At 59.0% G+C, this 20,300-nt stretch carries 17 protein-coding genes and 1 pseudogene; 14 read left to right on the top strand and 4 right to left on the bottom strand.

The genetic code is table 11. From position 1 onward, the window contains the following. Nucleotides 1-9 precede the first annotated feature (9 nt). A complete protein-coding gene (locus EOA49_RS06175; protein ID WP_029356540.1) occupies nucleotides 10-1,044 on the top strand; it encodes an LLM class flavin-dependent oxidoreductase in 1,035 nt (344 codons plus the stop codon). A 78-nt stretch (nucleotides 1,045-1,122) separates the two neighbouring features. On the opposite strand, the pseudogene EOA49_RS06170 reads toward EOA49_RS06175, so the two are convergent. Beyond that, nucleotides 1,123-1,426 (bottom strand): annotated as a pseudogene (locus EOA49_RS06170) (transposase); the annotation flags it as partial. Nucleotides 1,427-1,996: 570 nt separating this feature from the next. Here EOA49_RS06170 and queC point away from each other — a divergent pair. Genes queC through queE form a run of 3 tightly spaced genes read left to right on the top strand, consistent with a single transcriptional unit; the run spans nucleotide 1,997 to nucleotide 3,782 of the window. Beyond that, on the top strand, nucleotides 1,997-2,695 hold the full coding sequence (gene queC, locus EOA49_RS06165) for a 7-cyano-7-deazaguanine synthase QueC (protein ID WP_029356538.1): 699 nt from the start codon (nucleotides 1,997-1,999) through the stop codon (nucleotides 2,693-2,695). Further along, entirely contained in the window at nucleotides 2,695-3,051 is a 357-nt protein-coding gene (gene queD, locus EOA49_RS06160) for a 6-carboxytetrahydropterin synthase QueD (protein WP_029356535.1), read from the top strand. The genes queC and queD overlap by 1 nt, the downstream gene beginning before the upstream one ends. A gap of 5 nt (nucleotides 3,052-3,056) precedes the next feature. Then, nucleotides 3,057-3,782 carry a 7-carboxy-7-deazaguanine synthase QueE gene (queE, locus tag EOA49_RS06155; protein ID WP_029356533.1) on the top strand — a complete coding sequence of 242 codons (726 nt, stop codon included), beginning with the start codon at nucleotides 3,057-3,059 and terminating at the stop codon, nucleotides 3,780-3,782. A 577-nt stretch (nucleotides 3,783-4,359) separates the two neighbouring features. On the opposite strand, the gene EOA49_RS06150 is transcribed toward queE, so the two are convergent. Both EOA49_RS06150 and EOA49_RS06145 read right to left on the bottom strand, forming a co-directional pair. Further along, a complete protein-coding gene (locus tag EOA49_RS06150; protein WP_029356531.1) occupies nucleotides 4,360-4,788 on the bottom strand; it encodes a hypothetical protein in 429 nt (142 codons plus the stop codon). Next, nucleotides 4,770-5,333 carry a type II toxin-antitoxin system prevent-host-death family antitoxin gene (locus EOA49_RS06145; protein ID WP_240992587.1) on the bottom strand — a complete coding sequence of 188 codons (564 nt, stop codon included), beginning with the start codon at nucleotides 5,331-5,333 and terminating at the stop codon, nucleotides 4,770-4,772. Before EOA49_RS06145 ends, EOA49_RS06150 begins: the two co-directional genes overlap by 19 nt. 574 nt (nucleotides 5,334-5,907) lie before the next feature. Between EOA49_RS06145 and nifH the strand changes: the two genes are divergently transcribed. The 10 genes from nifH (at nucleotide 5,908) to EOA49_RS06095 (ending at nucleotide 17,866) form a co-directional block, all read left to right on the top strand. Then, entirely contained in the window at nucleotides 5,908-6,801 is an 894-nt protein-coding gene (gene nifH / locus EOA49_RS06140; RefSeq protein WP_024505261.1) for a nitrogenase iron protein, read from the top strand. Between the two features lie 86 nt (nucleotides 6,802-6,887). Continuing rightward, a complete protein-coding gene (gene nifD, locus EOA49_RS06135) occupies nucleotides 6,888-8,390 on the top strand; it encodes a nitrogenase molybdenum-iron protein alpha chain (RefSeq protein WP_024505262.1) in 1,503 nt (500 codons plus the stop codon). Nucleotides 8,391-8,519: 129 nt separating this feature from the next. Further along, entirely contained in the window at nucleotides 8,520-10,061 is a 1,542-nt protein-coding gene (gene nifK / locus EOA49_RS06130; RefSeq protein WP_029356526.1) for a nitrogenase molybdenum-iron protein subunit beta, read from the top strand. Between the two features lie 61 nt (nucleotides 10,062-10,122). Next, entirely contained in the window at nucleotides 10,123-11,598 is a 1,476-nt protein-coding gene (nifE, locus tag EOA49_RS06125; RefSeq protein ID WP_029356524.1) for a nitrogenase iron-molybdenum cofactor biosynthesis protein NifE, read from the top strand. Between the two features lie 8 nt (nucleotides 11,599-11,606). Then, a complete protein-coding gene (gene nifN / locus EOA49_RS06120; RefSeq protein WP_127239619.1) occupies nucleotides 11,607-12,989 on the top strand; it encodes a nitrogenase iron-molybdenum cofactor biosynthesis protein NifN in 1,383 nt (460 codons plus the stop codon). Beyond that, the gene (gene nifX / locus EOA49_RS06115) at nucleotides 12,955-13,452 is read left to right on the top strand and encodes a nitrogen fixation protein NifX (RefSeq protein WP_127239620.1); all 498 of its coding nucleotides are present in this window, start codon (nucleotides 12,955-12,957) and stop codon (nucleotides 13,450-13,452) included. The genes nifN and nifX overlap by 35 nt, the downstream gene beginning before the upstream one ends. Nucleotides 13,453-13,466: 14 nt before the next feature. Further along, a complete protein-coding gene (locus EOA49_RS06110) occupies nucleotides 13,467-13,946 on the top strand; it encodes a NifX-associated nitrogen fixation protein (RefSeq protein ID WP_029356518.1) in 480 nt (159 codons plus the stop codon). Then, a complete protein-coding gene (locus EOA49_RS06105) occupies nucleotides 13,943-14,758 on the top strand; it encodes a response regulator transcription factor (protein ID WP_164746648.1) in 816 nt (271 codons plus the stop codon). Before EOA49_RS06110 ends, EOA49_RS06105 begins: the two co-directional genes overlap by 4 nt. Nucleotides 14,759-14,851: 93 nt before the next feature. Beyond that, nucleotides 14,852-15,724 carry a universal stress protein gene (locus EOA49_RS06100; protein ID WP_127221972.1) on the top strand — a complete coding sequence of 291 codons (873 nt, stop codon included), beginning with the start codon at nucleotides 14,852-14,854 and terminating at the stop codon, nucleotides 15,722-15,724. Nucleotides 15,725-16,567: 843 nt separating this feature from the next. Further along, complete coding sequence (locus EOA49_RS06095; RefSeq protein WP_127241405.1) at nucleotides 16,568-17,866, top strand: SidA/IucD/PvdA family monooxygenase; 1,299 nt, start codon at nucleotides 16,568-16,570, stop codon at nucleotides 17,864-17,866. Between the two features lie 1,105 nt (nucleotides 17,867-18,971). On the opposite strand, the gene pyrE is transcribed toward EOA49_RS06095, so the two are convergent. Then, the gene (pyrE, locus tag EOA49_RS06080) at nucleotides 18,972-19,568 is read right to left on the bottom strand and encodes an orotate phosphoribosyltransferase (RefSeq protein WP_126038051.1); all 597 of its coding nucleotides are present in this window, start codon (nucleotides 19,566-19,568) and stop codon (nucleotides 18,972-18,974) included. Nucleotides 19,569-20,300 lie beyond the last annotated feature (732 nt).

Genomic DNA, 20,300 nt, shown 5'->3' with positions numbered 1-20,300 from the left:
AATAATTAATTGAAGAAAATTTTCGCTTCGGGCCTGACCTTCGGCATCTTCGATCATCTGGACGAAAACGGCGATGACATCGCCCAACAATATGCAGATCGGCTGAGCCTAGCAGAAGCGTGCGATGGCTATGGCTTTTATGCGTATCATCTCGCAGAGCACCACTGTACGCCGCATGGCAGAGGTCCATCACCGAATTTGTTCTTAGCGAGCGTCGCCCAGCGAACCCGCAGTCTTCGTGTTGGTCCCATGGTAATGCTACTTGCGCTCTATCATCCGCTGCGTGCCTTCGAGGAGATCTGCATGCTTGATCAGTTGAGCGGCGGCAGGCTTGAACTCGGCATAGGGCGCGGCTCTGCTCCGACTGAATTGGGATACTTCGGGGTTGCTGTAGAAGCAGCACCAGAACAGTATGCGGAGGCCAGCGAGATTCTCATCAATGCGATGAAAGGCGGGACGCTTTCTTATCAGGGCCGCCACTTTGAGTTGAAAGACGTTCCGCTGACGTTGAGACCTCACCAATATCCCCATCCGCCGACATGGATCGCCACCAATCGACCCGAGCCGGCTAGCTGGGCCGCCGCGAATGGGGCAAACATCGCCTGCGTCGGACCTTCCACTTCTGTTCGCAGCGTTACCGACGCGTTCCGCGCCGCCCGAATTCACGATGCTGACATTGGCCACCAAGCGCCATTTCTTGGATTGCTCCGAATGGTGGTGATAGAGCGTTCTGAAACAGATGCGTATTTGCTCGCAGCACCTGCCTATGAACGATGGCTCAAGAGCTTCAAATTTCTATACGAACTAAATGCCATTCCCACTCCACCAAACTTGCCTCTGAACTTCGATGCAGCAATTGAAAGTGAATTGTGCGTCGTGGGAACGGCAGCTTCTGTCCGAAAAGCTCTCCTTGATCAGTTGGAAGAGGCAGGTGCTAATTATCTTCTGTGTCAACTGGCATTTGGGGATTTGCCGCTGGATGCGTCCCTATACACCGCATCGACCATTCGATCCGAAATCATGGCTCGAGTTGGCGCATCGTGAAATCCGTTGCGTGATTGGAGGAGCAGCGGCAGCGCTGCTCCTCATTCCGAAACGGTTGTGGGGGCCGAACCTCTTGTGTCAGGCGTAAACCACTAGAGCACGTCCTGTTTGATCCAGTTCATATCCTGCGGCTTTGAAGTAGTTGGCACATTCGGCTGGGGTGAAGAGGTCGACGACCGCGCCGACGCGTCTCATAGAGCCTTGATGGTTCTCTCGGCTTTGCTCGCAGCAGCGCCTTAAGTTTGGCGAAGGCGTTCTCAATCGGATTGAAGTCGGGACTGTAGGGCGGCAGGTAGAGCAGGCTCGCGCCCGCGGCCTCAATCGCGTCGCGCACGCCGGCGGCCTTGTGGGCGGGCAGGTCGCCCATGACGACTACGTCGCCCCGCGACAATGTCGGTGAAGGCCTTGGTCTTCCAGTGGCATGTGGCACGCCGGCCTGGCAGCGCTCGCCGCGCAGGGTTCTCCAGGCGGATGTCGCCAATGTCAAATTTGCTGGCATCCATGCCGCCATCGCTTTCTGGTTCCAGATCGAAAAATCGCCGAATGGAACCAGCGCATCAACCTGCGCCTCAAGGAGCTCACTGCCACTTTCGGTCGGCGGGGTGTGCCGCCCCACAAATAGAACATCAATTGTCGTGCCAACCGCGCAAGCGAAGGCCAGAAAGCCAACCTGTGTTTCTACGGCTTAATTGAGAGGCAGCCGATGTCGGCCGAACATCACCTTGTCTCGAAGTCGACGAATCCGACAGCAGGTTGCGAAAGTGCGCGCGACGCGAACAAACTGCTGAAGCGCTCAACTCTTATTGATCACGCGTGTTGGACGCGAACCATTCTCGTTCCAATCGGGCTGAGCGCAAATTCTCCCGGTTCACAAAATTGCGTTGCTGGAGTAGTGGGGGCGCAGAGAAATCTCCGGTCGCAGCCTTACCCGGTCAAAACAAGGATACCAATGATGAAGACTCTCGCCGTCTGCTCTGGCGGATTGGACTCCGTTTCCCTTGCTCACATGGTGGCAGCGGAGCATGAACTCACCGGCCTTCTATCTTTCGACTATGGCCAACGGCACAGGAAGGAATTGGGCTTCGCCGCTCTTTGCGCGGAGCGACTGAAGGTCCCGCACCAGATCATCGACCTCCGCGAAATTGGCCGTGGCCTTTCCGGCTCAGCGCTCACCGACAGTGTCGACGTGCCGGACGGCCATTACGCCGAAGATACTATGAAGATTACGGTGGTGCCGAACCGCAATGCCATCATGTTTGCAATCGCCTTCGGGCTGGCCGCCACGCATAAGGCAGAAGCGGTGGCGGCGGCCGTGCATGGTGGGGATCATTTCATCTATCCAGATTGCCGTCCGGCCTTCATCGAAGCTTTCCAGACAATGCAAGACCGCGCGCTCGACGGCTATGCGCAGATACGCCTCTATGCACCGTACGTGAACCTCGGAAAAGCTGACATTGTGGCGGATGGCGCAAGATACGGCACCCCGTTTGCCGAGACCTGGTCCTGTTACAAGGGCGGCGTGCGTCACTGCGGGCGATGCGGGACCTGCGTCGAGCGGCGCGAAGCGTTCCATCTCGCCGGGCACGCTGATCCCACCGACTACGAGGACGCCGATTTCTGGCTCGAGGCACTCCGCAGGAGGCGCGCGTAATGTTCCACATCAGCAAGGAATTCCACTTCTCGGCCTCGCATCAGCTCACCTCCTTGCCCCCCAACCATCAATGTGCGCGCCTGCACGGGCATAACTATATCGTCGTAGTGGAGCTATCGGCCAAGGAACTGGACGCCCGCGGCTTCGTGCGCGACTATCACGATCTGGCGCCGCTCAAACGCTATATTGACGAGAGCTTCGACCATCGGCACCTCAACGACGTGCTGGGACATGAGAAAGTCACGGCGGAATGCCTGGCCAGACATTTCTATGAATGGTGCAAGGCACGTCTGCCGCAGACCACGGCCGTGCGCGTTAGCGAAACACCGAAAACTTGGGCGGAATACCGTCCGTGACCGACATGCATCCCGCAATCCGTGTGAGCGAGATATTTGGGCCGACGATCCAGGGCGAGGGCGTGCTCATCGGCTTGCCGACGGTGTTCATCAGAACCGGCGGATGTGATTATCGCTGTTCATGGTGCGACAGCCTTCACGCGGTGGACAATCAGTATCGCAATGAATGGCTACCGATGCCGATCGATGCCGTGTGGCAAACCGTCCATGCGCTTTCCGGCGGCAGGCCGGTTATGGTCTCCTTGTCAGGCGGCAACCCGGCCATTCAGCCGTTCGGTCCCCTCATAGAACGAGGCCATCGCGAGGGCTATCGTTTTGCACTGGAAACGCAGGGTTCCGTGGTGAGGGAGTGGTTTGCGGATCTTGACGTGCTGATCCTTAGCCCAAAGCCGCCGTCCAGCGAAATGACGACCAGTTGGGCTGCGTTTGAGGCGTGCCTCGAAGCGGCGCAAGAGAAGCCGCAAATCGTGCTCAAGCTCGTCGTTTTCGACGAGAGTGACTATGCCTATGCCAAAGAAGTCGCGGCGCGATATCCGCACCTTCCGATCTATCTGCAACCCGGCAATCACACGCCGCCGCGCCCTGGCAGTGAAGACACCTCTGTCGACTTGGACGGAATAATGATGCGAATGGAATGGCTTGTCGAAAGGGTGACCAGCGACAGGTGGTTCGAAGCCCGCGTGTTGCCGCAGCTGCACGTTCTGCTTTGGGGTAACAAGAGGGCGGTCTAGTCTGCGGCTTGCGTCGCACCGGAAGGCCGGGCTCCGACGGCTTGGCAGGCTCTCTTAGCGTGCCGAGTACAGCCGAGCTTTGTTCGCGCCAGCGGTCTCGCATTGTGCGGCTGGAAACCGCCCGGACACCCGCTGCCGGCGTGTGTTACCTTGACTCCGATGAGCGGTCGTCACGCAAAGTTGAAATCCGCAAGAACTGGCCTTCTCGCCCCAGCTGCTTGACTGTTTCCTCCGTCGCAAGCACGTCATCCCTCCCATCCTTGTCCAGCCCTTATCGATGTATCTCATGGTCCGGCCTGACGCTCGACTGTCAGACACCAGAACGCCAAAGGGGCTGGCCCGCCGGTCAACGGCAGCTGCTAAACAGAACGGCGATGTGCATGGGAATGCATCCGTTGCTTAAATGCCTTCCATAAAGAAGATCGATTTCCTCACTGGCCCAACGATCTCATGGATTTGTTCACGCAACAGGTGAAGCCGTCCGAGATTACGGCGCAACTCGGCTCGGCTTCGTTCCGGTCGGGGCATACGCTACCCGCACCGTCGGACCCTTTGCCCGCGCGTGTTCGATTGCCGCTCACTCGTCATCTTCTGGCGGTTCTAGTTTGCCAACCGAAACCTCTAGCCTCGTGGTGCACTCAATAAGGTTAGCTAGCAATTTGGCATCAATGTCTGTGTGCCCCTCGTACTCGGAGAGGTTTCGCTCGTTGTGCGCCTTTAGAAAAATCTGAATGTCAGCCTTGTCGGTTCCGACGGTATGAACGAGCGCTTGAAACACCGAAGTGCGATTGTCCGAGCGATAGCCTTCGCGGCGTAGGGCTGCCAGGGCAAGCCGATGCGCAGCTCCATATAAGAGAGTGAATTGGCTGTCGGGGTCGAGACCTTTCTGTGCGTCAGTTAAATTCTTGCGCGCGCCACCCAGCATGCCGTCATATTCGGACAGCGATGGGGGCTCACTTTTCATCAGCCCAATCTTTACGAGGTTGTCTAGTTCTTGCTTGCCCACGCTTGTAAATCTTTCTCCGAGCCGATGAGGAAAATCTTTGGAAGGGTACTTACCTTGCGGACAAACGACCCTTTCTGAGACGCCTTTCGTTGCCATTCCTCCGGCGACAGAAATGTCGGACTGACCTTTCGGCCTAGTCTCAGTTCCGCGTTTTGTGCGGCTGAATAAAGTTCAGAGAGGTTCAGGTTATCGCCGACCACCATCAAATCGATATCGCTGCGTTCTGTGTCCGTGCCTTTGGCGACTGAACCGTACACGAAGGCAGATTTGATCGAATGAAAGTGCGACAGCAATTCCCTTAGTGGCTCGGTTGGTATTTGGTTCTTAAGTGAAAAGTGCGCCGTGCTCTGCAAAGCAGGGGGGGCTGCGTTCTCAGGCCCCGCGCTAGTGCCGTCACGATGCGCCTTTAGGCGCTGGTATTCATCGACCGAAAGCAGCACAAGCCGTTCGCGGCCATTCTTGCTGATGATCACGGGTTCCGCTAGCGCCTTGTCCTGATACACCCCAAAGTTGCGCTGAAATTCAACCGAGCTAATGACCGACATAGAATTGTCCCGATAATCCGTCATATCCGTATAATACGTATCTTTTTGAAAATATCAATGATCTCGTGCTAAGGTACTGAATTATTTGCCTTCGGCGGAACCAACTCGTAGACGGGCTATGAAAGGTTAAGCGCGGATGTCTGTCGGCCGCCGGCGTTCCCGCTCCGCAAGCCTGCCTGAACTATTCCGCGCGGCGGTCAAGCCCCAGGCTCCTGCTCATCCAGCGACCGCCCGATCAATAGCAGGCTGGAAAGACAATAGCGGACGTCTTCCGATGGTCTCGCCATCAGGGCCAGCTCCCCATTATCCCGCTTCGAGCTCGACACAGGGCGGTTTCGATGGCGCACGACAATCTGTGTCGGCTTTGTCGTGTCCGTGACAGACGCCTGAAAGGCCCGCTCGCGCGTTTTGCCGCCGTCTAAGTGGCTGGAATTTAATAACAAAGTTTCTTCTCGGATCGGCCGATCACGCTGGTACGCTTTTTGCGATGCTTGGTGTGAGGCGGCACGAGCTGCCTATCGGCACTTGTGTCGCGGGCAGTCGCGATGATTAGAACGAAGGAAGGAAAGCTATTATGTCAGGTCTGCGTCAGATCGCCTTTTACGGCAAAGGCGGCATCGGCAAGTCCACCACCTCCCAAAACACGCTCGCCGCCCTTGTCGACCTCGGGCAGAGAATCCTCATCGTCGGATGCGACCCCAAAGCCGATTCCACACGCTTGATCCTGAATTCGAAAGCTCAGGATACCGTCCTGGATCTCGCCGCACAGGAAGGTTCGGTGGAAGACCTCGAACTCCAGGACGTGCTCAAGGTCGGCTACAGAGGCATCAAGTGCGTGGAGTCCGGCGGCCCCGAGCCGGGTGTCGGTTGCGCCGGCCGCGGCGTCATCACCTCGATCAATTTCCTCGAGGAGAATGGCGCTTATGACGATGTCGATTATGTGTCCTATGACGTCCTCGGCGACGTGGTATGCGGCGGCTTCGCCATGCCGATCCGCGAAGGCAAGGCCCAGGAGATCTACATCGTCATGTCCGGCGAGATGATGGCGCTCTATGCCGCCAACAACATCGCCAAGGGCATCCTCAAATATGCCCATTCGGGCGGTGTGCGGCTGGGCGGGCTGATCTGCAATGAACGTCAAACCGACCGTGAACTCGATCTGGCCGAAGCACTGGCTGGCCGATTGAATTCCAAGCTCATCCACTTCGTGCCCCGCGACAACATCGTCCAGCATGCCGAACTCAGGAAGATGTCGGTGATCCAGTACGCGCCGGACTCCAAGCAGGCGGGGGAATACCGCGCTCTGGCCGAGAAGATCCACGCCAATTCGGGCCAGGGTACGATCCCGACGCCGATCACCATGGAGGAGCTGGAGGAGATGCTGCTCGACTTCGGCATCATGAAGACCGACGAGCAGATGCTTGCCGAGCTTCACTCCAAGGAAGCGGCGAAGGCGGCGGCCCAGTAGTGACATTAGCGCTGCCATGAATCGGCGCGCCTTGCAGAGAACGGCGCCTATTCGTTGAGGCGTCACCCAACCTTGAAAGGGGACTCATGAGCCGGGAATACGAGAATGACGGTGCTCTTCATGCGAAGCTTATCGAAGAGGTGCTGTCGCATTATCCCGACAAGGCGGCGAAGCGCCGCAAGAAGCACCTCAACGTCGCAAAGAGCGGCAACGAGGCTGGCGGGGAAAGCGAGGTCCTTTCCGAATGCGACGTCAAATCGAACATCAAGTCCATTCCCGGGGTGATGACGATTCGCGGCTGTGCATATGCGGGTTCGAAAGGCGTGGTGTGGGGGCCAGTCAAGGATATGGTCCATATCTCGCACGGCCCGGTCGGCTGCGGCCAATACTCTTGGTCGCAGCGCCGCAACTACTACGTCGGTACGACGGGCGTCGACACGTTCGGGACAATGCAGTTCACCTCCGATTTCCAGGAGAAGGACATCGTCTTCGGCGGCGACAAGAAGCTGGAACAGATCATTGACGAGATTGAAGTCTTGTTTCCGCTCAACAACGGCATCACCGTGCAATCCGAATGCCCTATCGGCCTGATTGGCGATGACACCGAGGCGGTTTCTCGCAAAAAGACCAAGGAGTATGACAAGACGATCGTGCCGGTACGCTGCGAGGGTTTCCGCGGCGTCTCGCAGTCGCTTGGCCACCACATCGCCAATGATGCGATCCGGGATTGGGTCTTCGACAAAAAGGATGTCAAGTTCGAGGCCGGCCCCTACGACGTCAACGTCATCGGCGACTACAATATCGGCGGCGATGCCTGGGCCTCGCGCATACTGCTTGAGGAGATAGGGCTGCGCGTGGTCGGCAACTGGTCGGGTGACGCCACACTCGCAGAGATCGAGCGCGCCCCGAAGGCTAAGCTCAATCTTATCCACTGCTACCGGTCGATGAACTACATCTGTCGGCATATGGAGGAAAAGTATGGCGTCGCTTGGATGGAGTACAATTTCTTCGGTCCCTCCCAGATCGAAGCCTCTCTGCGCAACATAGCCAAGCATTTTGGGCCGGAAATCGAGGAGAAGACCGAAAAGGTCATTGCCAAGTACAGGCCGCTTGTTGATGCGGTCATCGCCAAGTACCTGTCGCGCCTGGAAGGAAATACCGTGATGCTCTATGTCGGCGGCCTGCGCCCCCGCCACGTCGTCACGGCCTACGAGGACCTCGGCATGGTCATCGTGGGCACCGGCTATGAATTCGCCCACAGCGACGACTATCAGCGCACCGGCCACTACGTGAAGAACGGCACGCTGATCTATGATGACGTGACCGGCTATGAGTTGGAGAAATTCATCGAAGGGATTCGCCCAAATCTGGTCGGCTCGGGAATCAAAGAAAAATACCCGGTGCAGAAGATGGGCATACCGTTCCGCCAGATGCATTCCTGGGATTATTCAGGCCCGTATCACGGCTACGATGGCTTTGCCATTTTCGCACGTGATGTGGATCTCGCCATCAACAACCCGGTCTGGGACCTATTCCACGCGCCTTGGAAAAGAAGCCGGGGCGATGAGCGGGCGATGGCTGCCGAATAAACATCTGCTTTAGCCCCAGTCTCCCACTGAGACGGTGAACTCCCGCGGCCTCTGATCCGCCGGAGCCTGGAACGTCTTGACGTCCTGAGCTGCCGTACCGCGCAGCCAGATGCAAAAGAGGTAATCATCATGCCGCAGTCGGCTGAAAAAATTCTCGATCACGCTCCCCTGTTCCGCGAGCCGGAATACAGAAAGATGCTCGCTGAGAAGAAGCTAAACTTCGAATGTCCGCACCCCGATGAGATCGTTTCCGATCAGCGCGATTTCACCCAGACGTGGGAATACCGCGAAAAGAACCTCGCTCGCAAAGCGCTTGTCGTGAACCCGGCCAAGGCCTGCCAGCCGCTGGGTGCGGTATTCGCTGCCGCCGGCTTCGAACGAACCATGTCCTTCGTCCACGGCAGCCAAGGTTGCGTCGCCTATTACCGCTCGCACCTGTCGCGCCATTTCAAGGAGCCTGCCGCGGCGGTCTCCTCCTCAATGACCGAGGATGCGGCGGTGTTTGGCGGCCTGAAGAACATGGTCGACGGGCTCGCCAACACCTACCAGCTCTACGACCCGAAGATGATTGCCGTGTCGACGACCTGTATGGCAGAGGTCATTGGCGACGACCTGCACAGCTTCATCCAGAACGCCAAGGACGAAGATTCAGTCCCGCGCGACTTCGACGTGCCCTTTGCCCACACGCCGGCCTTCGTTGGCAGTCATGTCGACGGCTATGACAACATGGTCAAAGGCATTTTGGAGCACTTCTGGAAAGGCCAGGAGCGTACGCAAGTCGAAGGAGCCATCAACATCATTCCGGGCTTCGACGGCTTCTGCGTCGGCAACAACCGGGAGCTCAAGCGCCTGCTCGATGTAATGGGCGTGTCCTACACATTCATCCAGGATGCCTCTGACCAGTTCGATACGCCTTCGGACGGTGAATACCGCATGTATGACGGGGGCACGAAGATCAACGAGGTGAAGAAGGCCCTCAACGCCGAGGCAACGCTTTCGCTGCAGCATCACAACACCCGAAAGACGCTGGGCTATTGCGAGGAGGTCGGGCAGGCGACGGCCTCGTTCCACTATCCGCTCGGCGTTCAGGCGACCGACGAATTCCTGATGGAGGTCGCGGCGATTTCCGGCAAGGAGATCCCCGAGGCAATTCGCCTCGAGCGCGGCCGACTGGTAGACGCCATGGCGGACAGCCAATCCTGGTTGCATGGTAAGAAATACGCCATCTACGGCGATCCCGACTTCGTTCACGCGATGGCCCGCTTTGTCATGGAGACCGGCGGCGAGCCAACCCATTGCCTCGCCACCAATGGCACCTCGGCATGGGAAGCCGATTTGAAGAAGCTGCTAGCATCCTCGCCTTTCGGCAAGGCTGCCCAGGTTTGGGCGGGCAAGGACCTGTGGGCGCTGCGCTCACTGCTCTTTACCGAGCCGGTGGACCTTTTGATCGGCAATTCCTACGGCAAGTACCTGGAGCGCGACACCGGAACGCCGCTGATCCGGCTGATGTTTCCGATCTTCGATCGGCACCATCATCACCGCTTTGCGCTCTTTGGCTACCAGGGCGCGTTGCGCGTGCTTACGACGATCCTTGACAAGATCTTCGACAAACTCGATCGCGAGACGAGCGAGACGGGTGTGACGGATTATTCCTATGACCTCACGCGCTAAGAGCCGTGGCCGGCTTTTCGCCGAGGCCATTCCTTGCCCAATGGACTGGGGAGGCTGAGCAATGTCCTCCCTCAGCGCCAAAATCAAGGACGCCTTCGATGAGCCCGCCTGCGATAAGAACCGTGGCAAAGATGCCAAGGCGCGCAAGGAGGGCTGCTCGAAGTCGCTGACACCAGGGGCGGCAGCCGGCGGCTGCGCCTTTGACGGAGCCAAGATCGTCCTGCAGCCGATCACCGACGTTGCGCATCTGGTCCATGCGCCGCTTGCCTGCGAGGGCAATTCTTGGGACAACCGTGGTGCGGTTTCGTCAGGGCCGACCTTGTGGCGGACAAGCTTCACGACCGACCTCACCGAACTCGACCTGGTGATGGGGCAGGGCGAGCGGAAACTCTTCAAGGCGATCCGCGAGATCAAGCACACATACGCGCCGCCGGCGATCTTCGTCTACTCGACTTGCGTAACGGCGCTGATCGGTGACGACATCGAGGCCGTGTGCAAACGCGCCACGGAAAAGTTCGGTTTGGCCGTGGTGCCGATCAATGCGCCTGGCCTGGCAGGCTCCAAGAACCTCGGCAACAAGCTCGCCGCCGAGGCGTTGCTCGATCATGTCATCGGCACGGTCGAACCCGACGACCCCGGGCCCTACGACATCAACATCCTTGGCGAATTCAACCTCTCGGGCGAATTCTGGCTTGTAAAGCCGCTCCTCGATCGGCTCGGGATCCGGGTGCGCGCCTGCATTCCCGGCGATGCGCGTTACCGCGACATTGCTTCCGCGCACCGCGCCCGGGCGGCAATGATGGTGTGCTCGACCGCGCTGATCAGTCTTGCCCGCAAGATGGAGGAGCGCTGGGACATCCCGTTCTTCGAGGGCTCCTTCTATGGCATCTCCGACACATCGCAAGCTCTTCGCAACCTTGTCAGGCTGCTGGTGAGGAAGGGCGCCGATCCGGAGATCCTCGAGCGCACAGAGACGCTGATCGCGCAGCAGGAGGCGATCGCGTGGAAGAAACTCGAATCCTACCGGCAAAGGCTCCAAGGCAAGCGCGTGCTGCTCAACACAGGCGGTGTGAAGTCCTGGTCGGTTGTCCATGCGCTGATGGAGATCGGAATCGAGATCGTCGGCACCTCGGTCAAGAAATCTACGGTGCAGGACAAGGAGCGCATCAAACAAGTTCTCAAGCACGACAAGCACATGTTCGAATCCATGGCTGCGCGCGAGCTGTACGCCATGCTCTCTGAACACAGGGCCGATATCATGCTGTCGGGCGGTCGCACGCAATTCATTGCGCTCAAGGCCAAGACGCCCTGGCTCGATATCAACCAGGAGCGCCAGCATCCTTATGCCGGCTATGACGGCATGGTGGAACTCGTACGCCAGATCGACCTCGCCATTCACAATCCGATCTGGTCTCAGGTGCGCCAGCCGGCCCCGTGGGATTGCCAGCCTGATCTGATAGGCGAATTGCCGTGCACGAGGAACGAGACCGCGTACCTGTTTGATGAATTCGCCTGCGCGACGGCACACGAGTGTTGAGGCGACCGATGGCCCGCATCCTTCTCCAGAGCAAATCGGCTGCGGTCAACCCGCTGAAGTCGTCGCAGCCGCTGGGTGCCGCCTTTGCCTTTCTTGGCGTCGACGGTGCGATGCCGCTGTTCCACGGCAGCCAGGGATGCACAAGCTTTGCGCTCGTTCTCTTCGTGCGGCACTTCAAAGAAGCGATTCCCTTGCAGACTACGGCGATGGATGAGGTGGCGACCATCCTCGGCGCAGCCGACCATCTGGAAGAGGCGATCCTCAACCTCAAGAACCGCACGAAGCCAAAGCTGATCGGGGTGTGCACGACCGCGCTCGTGGAGACGCGTGGCGAAGATTGCGCGGGTGATATTGCCAACATCAAGCTGAAGCACACGCAAGAGCTTGCGGGTACGGAGGTCGTGCTGGCCAACACGCCGGATTTTGACGGCGCGATCGAAGAGGGCTGGGCCAGGGCAGTCACCGCAATGATCGAAGGGATTACACGCTCGGGCGAACGGGCGCGGCACCCGAAGAAGATCGCAATCCTGCCCGGATGCAACCTCACTGTCGCCGACGTCGAGCATATGCGGGACATGGTTGAAAGCTTTGGGCTCAAGCCGGTTATTCTGCCCGACATCTCAGGCTCGCTCGACGGTACGGTTCCTGACCGCTGGGTAGCGACCACATACGGCGGCACCAGCGTCGAGGACATTCGCGAGTTGGGCACGGCCATGCAATGCATCGCCATCGGTGAGCACATGCGCCGCCCGGCGAAAGCGCTGCTCGGGTTGACCGGCGTGCCTTACGTGTTGTTCCAGTCACTGACTGGGCTGCAGGACACGGACCGCTTCGTGTCGCTGCTGTCTTCGATTTCGGGCGCGGCGGTACCGGCCCGCGTGCGCCGGCGCCGGGCGCAATTGCAGGACGCGATGCTCGACGGACATTTCCATTTCGGCGGCAAGAAAATTGCCATCGCTGCCGAACCAGACCAGCTGTTCCAACTTGCAACCTTCTTTGCTGGCCTCGGCTCCGAGATAGCCGCGGCCGTCACAACGACCGACAGGTCTAAAATTCTCGAGAAAGTCCCGGCGGTTTCGGTTCAGATCGGCGATCTCGGCGATCTGGAAAGTCTTGCCGTCGGTGCTGACCTGCTTGTCACGCATTCGCACGGGCGCCAAGCATCGGAGCGGCTCCGAATTCCGCTCATGCGCATCGGGTTCCCGGTCTTCGATCGACTAGGCAGCCAGCACAAGCTCGCAATTCTCTATCAGGGCACCCGCGACCTGATCTTCGAGGTCGCCAACATCTTCCAGGCCAACCAACACGCGCCCACTCCTGAGGCGCTTGATCCACTCCGTAATCGAGAAATATCACATGAACGCTGTTCGCCGCCTCTCGCTGGTCAGTAATGAGGTTTTCGCCCCGATGCCTGAACGACGTGCGGGCGCATTGCGCGTTGCGATCGCCACTCAGGACATGCAGAACCTCAATGCCCATTTCGGGTCGGCCAGGCGCTTTGCTGTCTACGACGTGACGCGCGAGGAATGGAATCTCGTCGAAGCCGTGGCCTTCGATGACGTTTCGGATGAAAGCGGGGAGCATCGGGCCGAGGGCGATGACCGCATCACGCCCAAGGTGGATGCGCTGAAAGGCTGTCATCTGCTGTTTTGTCTGGCGATTGGCGGACCTTCGGCAGCCAAGGTTGTCGCGGCAAAAATCCACCCGATCAAAGTGGCGGAGCCCCAATCCATCCAAGAGGTGCTGTTGCGCACGCAGATGATGCTCAGGACGTGTCCTCCGCCCTGGCTGCGCAAGGTGCTGGCGCAAGCGGGCGTTGCCGAAACGAAACCGTCCTTCGAGGACGAGGACTGATAGGAGGACGCCAAATGTCTGACCCCGCAATCCCCCCAGCTGTCACCGAAGACGAGGCGGCTCTTTGCACCCCGTTCGTCAAATGCCTCGTGCGGCTGATCCGTGCTCAGGATTCCTATGGCTCGTGGGAACGCAAAGCGGACGCCGAGCTGCTGGGCGACTTCATCATTACCAAGGAACAGCGCCGAGCGATCCCGATCATCGGAGATCCCGATCCGGACGTGCTGTGGAGGCTCGACAAGTATTACGCCGCCATCGGGCTTGCGATCGAGGAGCGCTGCGGCCTTATGGCATCGCCGATGATCCAGGTGAGCCATGAGGGTTTTGGTCGGGTGCTTTTCACGACCGGACGGCTGGTCGTTTTGTCCAAAACGCTGCGCGATGTCCACCGGTTTGGCTTCGAGACGCTCCTGAAGCTCGCCACGGCTGGTACGAAGCTGGTCGACGATGCGATTTCAGTCATCGAAACCTTTCCCCACGTGGCGCTGGCATGATGGGCGCGATTTTCGAGAAAGGCCACCATGACGGACCCGAGAATCTTTGTTGGCCAGTCCCCTCGATCCAGGGGCTCGAGGCCGACCAGGTTGTTGGGGTATCGCTGATGAAGAAGCCGCTGGTCCTGATCTGCTCGCAAGATGCCGAGTTCTATCTGCTCTACAGTCACATACTGGAGGTGGACGGTTTCAGCAGTGAGACGGCAGACGGCGCGAAGGCTGCGCTGGCCTTGGCCGAACAACGGGAGCTTCAGGCCGTAGTGCTGGATTGCGACCCAGCCAGCATAAACGGGTCCGCAATTTGCGCCCACCTCAAGCGGGAACCGCGCACCACCGACCTGCCCATCATCGCCCTGATCGCGCCTGGCGCCGAGCACCAGCACCTCGATCTCTTGAAGGCAGGCGTTGAGAGCTTTGTGCGGCCGGTGGCTCCGGCCAAGCTGCTCGACTGCCTGCGGGCGAGGCTCGGGCTGACCAAGCGTGGTTCGAACGGGGTTGAAAACGACAGTTGGATTTGTTGTGGAGGCCTGGAGATGAAGCTCGATGCCCGTCGGGTTCGCGGTAATGGCCACGACATCCATCTCGGACGGATCGAGTTCAACGTGCTGCGGCTTATGATTGAGGCCCCCGGCAAGGTCTTCAGCCGGGACGAGCTTATCGGGGCGGCCTGGCCGCCCAACATTCATGTCGGTGCACGCACCGTCGATGTCCATATCAGCCGAATCAGGAGGGCGCTGAAAACGGCCTTGCTCGGCAGCGTCATTCGCACCGTCAGGTCGGCCGGCTACTCGCTCGAGAAGCCGGACGACTGAAATCGGTGGTCGAATGTGGTGCCGCTCTCTCTTCCTCCGCTGAGAGCGGTGTTGCCGCAGACGCTCCTAACGAAGACCAAGAGAAGCAGGCAAATGGAATTTAAAAGCATATTCTGTGTGACGGGTGCTGATCATTCTGATGAGGACCTCACAACAGCTGCCGGACTGTGTGGCGAGGTCGGCGCGCACCTATCCGTACTGATTATACCGCCTCCATTGCTCTTGATGTCGTCTCCGCCCCTCGAGTGGGGTACGGGACGTGCACAGGCAATTGCAGTACCGAATTATCGATTTCAGCAAATCGAGAAATTTTCACAGGACGTGACCAGAATGGAAAGACGGTCCGCGGATATCCTCAAACGGCTAAAAGCTATGTCGCTTTCCTGTGACGTTGACACCGATTATTGCGATCCGGCTAGCCTTGGTGAAGTGGCACGACAGCGGGCGCTCTGCGCTGACCTGACGATCGTTGGAGGAGACCTCCTCAACGATGAGACTCTCGGACCTCCTGTTGTCAACGGCTGCTTGTTCGATAGCGGAAAGCCGGTGCTCATCGTGCCGAAGGGCGCTAAGGCGACCCTGTCGCCTCGACGCGTGCTGGTCGGCTGGGATTCGCGCGTAGAGGCCTCGCGTGCGGTTCGGGAAGCTCTTAGTCTCCTATCCGCTGCTGAGGAAGTTTGTGTCGCTATGGTCGATCCGAAGGCGCAAAACAACGGGAAAGGTGCGCAGTCTGGAGCAGACATCGCTGCCTATCTTACTCGGCACGGTGCTCGGGTCTCGGTTGACCTGCTTAAGAGCGCCGGTAAATCGGCGGCCACAGTGCTGACGCAGCACGCGGCCGACACCTGCGCCGACATGATAGTCATGGGTGCTTATGGCAGCCGTCGGCTGCGTGAGCGGATTTTCGGCGGTCCGCCGAGCTGGAGTTTTGAGAAGACCACATTGCCGCTGTTTTTGGCTCGCTGATCAGTTCCGTAGGAACACCGATCAGGTCGAAGGAGCGCCAACCAGTCCGAAGTCGTTGTCGGTTACCGGTCGGATTGCGGAGAGATGGCTGGATCCGCCAACATCTTGCGACGCTTGTCAGAGCCAAACCGGACGCCTCGACTGCTTCAGGACGCTCTCGTGCATCCAACTCGTGCGAGATCGTCTGTAACCGGCAGTAAAGACGAACGGCTGCAGCAGACCGCAGCCAAGCCACAGGGCGGGTGTACCAGGGGCCCCCGCCTCGGGCGCGAACCCTGTTGGAATGCCCCTGATCAGTACCCGGACGCGGGTCAAATCGGCGGCTGCCCCTGTCAGGCCTGCGGTGTGCAAGGGCCGCTGCCGCGGGGCTTCCTCTGCCCGACATCGTCGGGCGCGACAATGTCGGGTTCCAGACGAGCTGGAATTAGGAGAACTCGTTGGTTTGACGTTTTCTTTATCCGGCACGCTGCATGCATGGGAGTCTACGAACGCATTACGAGCCGTTATCCATGGTTACGCCCCTCGAAGAAAGAGCCGCTTCCGTCGTAACCGGGAAACAGTCAATCCTGGGGTGGAGGCAGCCGCTAGGAGCCGCCGTAAAATCCGGAGAGCTGCGCGACAGCATCACACGCGGTCCTTCTCGCTCTTGGGTTCGGATGATGCGGTGCCCGCTGTCGATGTCGCCCATTGAGCTCAAGACCTGGAAGGCCGCGCAGGCTTTTGCCTTCCTCTCAGTCGGGACCGCGGCTCAAGGATGCCTGTGAGGTTCGCAATGCTCAATGCCTGGCGGTCGCCGCGCACATGCCGCTGAGTTGGGAAACACTCCTAGAGGAGCAAGGATAAGTGGAGCTCTTTTGCATTGGTATCGGTGCTGGGCCGTCTAATTTGAGCCTTGCGTGTCAGATACAGGAAGAGATTGCGCAAGGGGCACTGTTCCTGGATCGGCAGGTTGATTTCCGCGGACATCCAGGCAGCGCTTTCGATTGCGCGGAGCTCCAGGTCGGCCACTTCCAGGATCTGGTTACTCTGGTCAATCCGCGATCAGCCTACACATTCGTAAACTACCTCCACGAGAACGGGCGTCTTTACCATTTCCTCAATGCGCAATTTCACGGGGTGCTCAGAGCCGAGTTCGCTCAATATCTCAACTGGGCGTTCCAGAAGAATCCGCTTGTCCGTGGCGGCGAGGCCGTTCGCGAAATCCGCTTTGACGGCGAGTTTCGCGTGCGGACGGACAACGCGGTCCTTGATGCGAGAAACCTCGTCATCGACATAGGCAAGCAGGCGCAAATTCCGCCTCAGTTTCATGGCTGGACTGGACCCAACCTGTTCCACTCATCAGACCTAGCGCATATCCATCCTGAGGTGCACAAAAAGCATGTCTGCGTGGTTGGCGGCGGACAGTCGGGAGCCGAGCTGCTGCTGCACCTTGTCGGCCGGCCGAAAGAACGGCGGCCCGCGGCGGTCACTTGGGTCTTGACGCGCGAGATGCCTTTCGACGACCACCCGTTCACAAACGAGCTGTTCACGCCTTGCTTTTCGGATCGTTTTGCGGCCATGAGCGAGGTGCATCGCCAGCTGTTCCTGCGGCGTTTCGCGCTTGCCTCCGACGGGATTTCAGAAAGCACGTTGCGCGCGGTCTATCAGGCGCTCTACCACCACGCCTTTCTCGAGCCACACCAATGCGACATCACACTGCGGCCAAGTTGCAACGTGTCGCGCTGCATCAACGCAGGGGCGGGGCACAGGCTCACGCTGCAGCGCGGCATGGATAACATCGGAGAAGTAACCGCGGACATCGTCATCCTGGCCACGGGGTACGAGAACGCGCTGCCGGACTTCCTGGAACCGATCGCAGATCGCCTCGAGCAGATCGGCAATGAGCTCGCCACCGGCGAGGATTTTTCGGTGTACTGGGACGGACCGCGAGACAGACGCCTTTTCGTTCAGAACGCCTGCCTTGGACAGCGCGGGCTGGCTGATCCGAACTTTGGCCTGCTGGCCTGGCGAGCGCGCCGCATCCTGGACAGCCTTCTGGGGCGCGCGCCATGCACCAATCCCGAGCATCTGGGCTTCATCAGCCGTACGTTGATCGAGCGCCGGCCCGACCTCGTAGCCGAAGAAATGGGCAGCGGGATATAATGGTCTACTATTGTTCATTGGCGGTGGCATCCAGGGAATGATGTACGCCTTCGTTGCGGCGAACGCGGGAGCCTTAGCCCAGATCATCTTGACCGAATAAGCACTCGGGCCCTGAGGCACATCGTATATTCTGCGGACCTTTCCCCTACGCTCGTTAAGTCCTTACGTTCACTCGAAAGGGTGCGGTAGCCTCAGCGGCCATGGCTGAGCCCGCGCTCAGCGGGGAGGGTCCTTGCCTTTGGCGATGCATGTCGTGGCTGGACCCGGTGAGTTAGGTGAGTCCGGCCCGGTCTACCCAGCCCCTGCGCCCGCCCCGAAGCCGCTCGCCCGCTCAGCGCTATCGAGGGGGCGCTCGCGCGGCTTCGCTGACCGCCGCGTTACAGCGTAAGGACGCGACCCCAGTGAAGGCATACTCCAGTGTCGCCAATCCCGTTTGGTTGGCCCGCCGCAAGCCGGTCCAACCAAAGGCCGAACTCGCCTATTCGCCAGCCAACTCTACCAACGATTGTCTAAATCCGCTACCCAGGGCGGTTCGCTCGGGCTCGCTTGCTTGAGCACGGCACAGACGGGATCGCGAGCATGATGCCGCGGAATGGGAACGCATCATGCTTGGGCACGAGGGCCCGTGCCAACGCGCATCGCGCCAATCGGCGTCGTCACGTCCGAGATTCAGCACCGGCTGCTCGGCGCTTTTACGCTCGCATCATGGGCCGGCATGCCGCTGGCGATCCATGACGCGATGCCGCCGAGGCTGCTAGTTCATGGAAAGCGATAAGCACTAGATTAATGGGCAACCTCGTCGGGACCGAAAAGGGCGCTAAACCGGCTGGCTAGATCGATCCAGGGTGCCGCGTCTCCGCGCTCTGAAGCTATTCGAACGACCGTCGCCAGATAATCGGTAAAAGCCTTCAGTCTGATGGCGCCTTGCTCAGAAAGGTGGTCAATGGCGTCAAGCGGCTGGTGAACGGCAGCCAGCATATGTTGCACCAAAAGCAGTGAGGATGGGCAAGGGCAGTCGCTCTTACTCGCGAGGCGCCTGCACTCGCTGCAAAGCGGCGGAATGTCCTCTAAGGCTAGGTCGCCGGAAAGCCGTTGTATGAGATTGTCAGTGGCGTTCCACAAATTCGCTCGCATGCAGAACGGAATGCAGCGTGACCCCATGTTGGGCTAGCAGCGCCGTAGCTCCCTCGTCGCGGTCCACGAGGCAAGCAGCGTCACCTACAATGCCCCCGACGCGGCGAACCTCTTCAATCGCCTTCAATATCGACTTGCCGCTTGTGGCAACGTCGTCAACGATCAGGACGACTTTTCCCTCGAGATCTTCTTTGGGCCCAAGACCTTCAATCACGTCCCTTGTGCCATGAGGCTTTGGAGTCTTGCGAACGAAGATCGTGTTTATGGGTTTGTTCATCGCCGAGCTGACAGCTGCCATCGATCCGATTACGGGGACCGCTCCCATTTCAAGGCCGCCGACGTACTCTGCTTTCACTTGCTCAGCGATTTTTAGGAACTCAAGAGCGGCAAGTTGCGCGCCTCGCGCCATCATCATGGTAGGCTTCATATTGAAATAGATGTCGCTCTCTATGCCCGACGAGAGCGTGTAGCGTCCGGATCGAAAAGAGCGCTCACGGACGATTTCGCGGAGTTCGTCCTTGTCGTGTTGGCTGGAATCAACTGGTCTGAATTTTGCCAGTGCCGCCATAGATCTGACCTCGCCCTAGGGAAAAAATTGGGTGCGGCATGCACCTAGTCACTACCGCTATGTGGCTTATGCAAGTGTTCGCGGGGTGTGTCAATTAATGTCAATACCGGTGCGACCGTTTCGCGCAGATTTTTCCATTATCGTTATTGGGTGCCTAAAGCGTGATCACGGGTTTCCCTACGGCTGGGTAGCGTTGGCTACCCGCCCTTGCCCGATCTCGGCAGGCACGGCTTTTCTCGATGCGGGCCGTCTCTTTGAGGATTTGGGCGTTTCATCCTCGTCCGCTCGAGTTCCGCCTCGCTCGGCCCCGTTTGCGCCAGCTTCTTAACCAGGTTGCGCATGAGGTGAGCGTTTCGGCCGCCATGTCGGCCCGTGTCGCTCTTGTGATGACGAGTGGGCAAGGCCGCGCTTTTCGTGCAACCTCCTCGTAGAGGCGCGAGAGGTAAAGTTCGAGCCGCCGAGAATTTTTGTCATCAGCACCGCGGCGCAACATTTCGGCTCGCTTCATCTGACGACGGTAAAAAGCAAAGTTCAAGGTAGGTCGTAGTCCACCTCCCCTGCCGGCCGAGTCTTTACGGCGATATCGGCGACAGGGGCGAGCGTCTGCCTCTGAGGCAGACGCCGAACAGCAGGCCGAGCCTTACACTGATTTTGGTGACATTGAGTTCGCCGACACCCGTGAGATGGAGCCTATCACGGGTGTCGGCGAACTCAATGTCACCAAAATCAGTG

The sequence above is a fragment of the Mesorhizobium sp. M1A.F.Ca.IN.020.04.1.1 genome, from assembly GCF_003997315.1.
GTDB lineage: Bacteria > Pseudomonadota > Alphaproteobacteria > Rhizobiales > Rhizobiaceae > Mesorhizobium.
Note: the sequence above shows the minus strand (reverse complement) of the source record. Positions and strands in the feature narration are given on the sequence as shown.